Origin of the sequence: Candidatus Magnetaquicoccus inordinatus (assembly GCF_004217665.1) — a bacterium.
Lineage (GTDB): Bacteria > Pseudomonadota > Magnetococcia > Magnetococcales > Magnetaquicoccaceae > Magnetaquicoccus > Magnetaquicoccus inordinatus.
Window position 1 is genome coordinate 1 of record NZ_RXIU01000263.1, and the last position, 4,205, is coordinate 4,205.

Here is a 4,205-nt window from a genome sequence, read left to right on the forward strand (position 1 = left end):
GTAACTATTCAGGTTCGTGATGGCTCGCCAGCTCTACTCCCATGGGGATGCTGTGCGGATTGGCGCAAAAATGCGCGCCAATTCGCACAGCTTGCTTCCATTAGGCGCTTAAGCCGACGCAAAGAGCGCATCGGCTTAGTTTGAAAAGCGCGCCAAAGGCAAAAGAATTAAAAGCAAAATCCCAGGTATTCCATCCCTGGACCCGGCCAGGGAGGTGCCCTCCATGGACCCGCAATAGTTTTGGGTGGTGAATAGTTACCATCAGACAGCCACTCTGTTGCCCAGGCAGGAGACTGTAATCCCGTGATCTCACCTTGAGCTTTTTATGGCACACAGATACTATGCCACTCTTTGCACCAGAAGAGCAATAACCACTCTTTAACTAATGAAACTGAGGATGCAATCATGTCCACTGTTACCGATTTTCCCGCCGCACTCCGCTATACCCGTGAGCATGAATGGACTCGTGTCCAAGGAACGGAAGTGGAAGTGGGAATCACAGCCTACGCCGCACAACAATTGGGGGATGTGGTCTTTGTCGAGTTGCCACAGGTTGGCACCCGGGTGACAGCCGGTAAACCCTTCGGTGTGGTGGAATCGGTCAAATCGGTTTCCGATCTCTTTGCCCCGCTCACTGGTGAAGTTACTGCGGTCAACCATGAATTGGAAACTGCCCCAGAACGGGTCAACGATTCTCCCTATAATGAGGGTTGGATGATCCGTATTCAACCGGATGAGAGCACAGCAGTGGATAGCTTGTTGACTGCCAACGAATATGCCAACTGGCTCAAACAGGCGGATGCTGCCCATTGACCAAAGGCTTGGCCATCGGCTTGACGCTGGTTGTCGCACTGGATACGGCTGGACAACTGATTTGGAAAGAGGCGGTTATCCATCTGCCTGCTGATGCAGAGGGATGGTATTTGGTTTCAGCAGTGTTCATGCAGCCTTGGTTTTGGTTGGTTGCTGCCATTTTTCTGTTACAATTGCTCAATTGGCTGCATGTTCTGGAAGGGGCGGATTTGAGTTTCGCCCTGCCCATTACCTCATTAAGCTATGTTACAGTCGCTTATTTTTCCCATCTGTGGTTTGCAGAACCATTCGGATTGACCAAGGTGGTGGGGATTGTGTGTGTATTGGTCGGTGTCGGCATGATTGGCAGCGGCAATCCGCAGCAAAATTCACACAGTCAGGAAAAAAGATGAAACCTCAGCTTTTTGCCCTGCTTTTGGTGCTTCTGGCCGCCCTCATCGAAGGTTTTGCACATGTGTGTCTGAAAAAATCGGTTATTGAACGCGCCAAAAAATGGTATTGGTTGACCATCGGCATCCTTGCCTTTGTCATTGAGGCAGGGGTGTATACCATGGCTTTGCAAGAGTTGCCAATCGCATTGGCCTATACATTGGGAGCACTCGCTTTTGTGGCAACAGCTCTCTTTTCTCTGTGGCTGTTGGATGAAAGGATAGTTCGTCGCCAATGGTTGGGATTGGCCTTTATCGTTTTGGGTTGCAGCCTGGTTGCCTGGTAATTCCATCAGCAAAAGGATGATTCATTGTTGCTGATCTCTTTTCAAAAAGATTTTCCCCCCTCTCTCCTTTGTCGGTCTGGAAATAGAGAATGAGCACGCGCATGTTGTTGGATACCGCTACACCACCTGATCGCGCCTTTTTGATTCAAGTCACTCCTGCCGGACGGGATCGGGATTATGCTCTCTTGTTGGCAGCCGAATTGGAACATTTGGCGCAAGGCGCCGGTTTGCAGGTGGTGGGCAGCCGTCTTTTTTCCCATAGACGTGTGATCCCGGCCACATTTCTAGGCAGTGGACTGGTCAACGAGTTGGCGGAAGAGGTGCAGGCGACACAGTCAGCCGTCGTGGTCTTCAACAGCCCTCTGTCAGCAGTACAACAGCGCAACCTGGAGGTCAAACTGAATGCCAAAGTGGTGGATCGTACCGGTTTGATTCTGGAGATCTTTGCTGCCCGGGCCCGTACCCGCGAAGGGCGGCTACAGGTGGAACTGGCCTCGATGCTCTATCAACAATCGCGTCTGGTGCGCTCCTGGACCCATCTGGAGAGACAGCGTGGTGGGGTCGGTATGCGCGGTGGGCCAGGAGAGACCCAAATCGAGGTGGATCGGCGTTTGCTGCGCGAGCGGGTCCATCAATTAAAAAAGCAGTTGACCCAGGTGGAACAGACCCGTGCTTTGCAACGGCAGGCCCGGCGCGAGGTGCCTTTGTTTACTGTGGCTTTGGTTGGCTATACCAATGCCGGTAAATCGACCCTGTTCAACCATCTTTCCGGGGCCCATGTGGAGGCGGTAGATCGCCTCTTTGCCACCCTGGATCCCACCTTGCGCCAGGTGATTTTGCCCGGTGGTGGGCGAATTATTTTGGGCGATACGGTGGGTTTTATCCGTGATCTTCCGCATCAATTGGTTGCGGCTTTTCGCGCCACCCTGGAAGAGGTATTGGAGGCGGATCTGCTGTTGCACATTGTCGATCTTGCCGATCCTGAGTGGGCCGATCAAGAGGCCGCAGTCATGGAGGTATTGCGTGAGCTGTTTCAGGAGCGCGGTGGTGTTGTGGAAAAGAGAATGTTGACCCTTTTCAACAAAATTGATCAGGTGGATGCTCCTGGTCTGTTGGAGCGTTTGCGTGCCCGTCCTGATACCCATTTGCTCTCGGCATTGACTGGCGAGGGGATTCCGGAGCTGTTGCAAATCCTGGAAACACAAGCCAATCACAGCGCTCCCTGTTTTCATCTGCAGTTGCCAGTGTACGAAGGGGCCTTGTTGGCTCGTCTGATCCGCGAAGGGTGCGTTTTGCAAAAAACCGAAGAGGGTGAAACAATTCATCTAGTAGTGACCCTGCCAGTGGCAGTAGCAGGGCGCCTGCGCCGGGAGTTGGAACTGTTTCGTGCCCCGGCAAAATGATGCGAATCGACAAAAAAATTTTCTCCAGCCTCTTGACAGCAACGGAATTAGCCTTACATTAGCACTCAAACCAAGTTGGTGCTAACAACGGAGCAGATGTTCCACAGAACGGGCTCTTGAGATTGTCTATTATTTATTTGTCCGGAAGAGGTTGAAGGAAAACCATGAAGAGCAAAATTCGTCCATTACACGATCGGGTGGTTGTCAAACGCAGCTCTGAAGAGGAGAGAACTGCATCCGGGATTATCATTCCCGATACCGCCAAAGAGAAACCGATTCAGGGGGAGGTGTTGGCCATAGGCAAAGGCGCCATCCTGGAAGATGGTAAAGTGCGCCCTATGGACGTTAAGGTCGGCGATATTGTGTTGTTTGCCAAATATGCGGGAACCGAAGTCAAACTCGACGGCGAAGAGCTGCTCATCATGCGGGAAACCGACATCATGGGTGTGATCAAGGATTGATTGATCCCTGTTCGTTCCGCAATGACGACAGCAAAGTGGCAAAGTGACAACATTCTATAACAGATAAGGTGTGAGCAAAATGGCTGCAAAAGAAGTCAAATTCGGTGAAATTGCCCGGGCAAAAATGTTGATTGGTGTCAATACCCTGGCCAATGCGGTCAAGGTGACCTTGGGTCCCAAAGGACGCAATGTGGTGTTGGATAAATCCTGGGGCGCTCCTCGGGTGACCAAAGATGGTGTCAGCGTCGCCAAAGAGATCGAACTGGAAGATAAATTTGAAAATATGGGCGCACAGATGCTCAAAGAGGTTGCTTCCAAGACCTCAGATGAAGCGGGCGATGGTACCACCACTGCCACCGTGCTGGCCCAGGCACTGATTCGCGAAGGCATGAAGGCTGTGGCCGCTGGCATGAATCCCATGGATCTGAAACGGGGTATGGATAGTGCAGTCGATGCCGTCGTTGCCAACCTGAAAAAATTGGCCAAAGAGGTCACCAACTCCGAAGAGATCTGCCAGGTGGGCACCATCTCCTCCAACAATGATCTGGAAGTTGGCAAAATGATCGCCGAAGCCATGGACAAAGTGGGCAAAGAGGGCGTCATCACTGTCGAAGAGAACAAAGGTCTGGAAACCACCCTGGAAGTGGTGGAAGGTATGCAGTTTGATCGTGGTTATCTCTCCCCCTATTTTGTCACCAACGCCGAAAAAATGTTGGTGGAAATGGATGATCCGCTGATTCTGTTGGTCGAAAAGAAGGTCAGCAATCTGCAGCAGATTCTCCCGGTTCTGGAAGGCGTCGTGCAATCCTCCCG

At 51.8% G+C, this 4,205-nt stretch carries 6 protein-coding genes; all 6 read left to right on the forward strand.

Features of this window, described 5'->3' with window-relative positions; genetic code table 11:
* Positions 1-405: 405 nt before the first annotated feature.
* Positions 406-813 carry a glycine cleavage system protein GcvH gene (gcvH, locus tag EJP87_RS14265; protein ID WP_130472535.1) on the forward strand — a complete coding sequence of 136 codons (408 nt, stop codon included), beginning with the start codon at positions 406-408 and terminating at the stop codon, positions 811-813.
* On the forward strand, positions 810-1,205 hold the full coding sequence (locus EJP87_RS14270; RefSeq protein WP_130472536.1) for a DMT family transporter: 396 nt from the start codon (positions 810-812) through the stop codon (positions 1,203-1,205). Before gcvH ends, EJP87_RS14270 begins: the two co-directional genes overlap by 4 nt.
* Positions 1,202-1,528: an SMR family transporter gene (locus EJP87_RS14275; protein ID WP_130472537.1), complete on the forward strand. Its 327-nt coding sequence runs from the start codon at positions 1,202-1,204 to the stop codon at positions 1,526-1,528. The genes EJP87_RS14270 and EJP87_RS14275 overlap by 4 nt, the downstream gene beginning before the upstream one ends.
* A gap of 89 nt (positions 1,529-1,617) precedes the next feature.
* Entirely contained in the window at positions 1,618-2,931 is a 1,314-nt protein-coding gene (gene hflX, locus EJP87_RS14280; protein WP_227657655.1) for a GTPase HflX, read from the forward strand.
* Between the two features lie 164 nt (positions 2,932-3,095).
* Complete coding sequence (gene groES / locus EJP87_RS14285; RefSeq protein WP_130472538.1) at positions 3,096-3,392, forward strand: co-chaperone GroES; 297 nt, start codon at positions 3,096-3,098, stop codon at positions 3,390-3,392.
* Positions 3,393-3,471: 79 nt separating this feature from the next.
* The coding region (gene groEL, locus EJP87_RS14290) for a chaperonin GroEL (protein WP_130472539.1) at positions 3,472-4,205 on the forward strand (734 nt) is incomplete at its 3' end.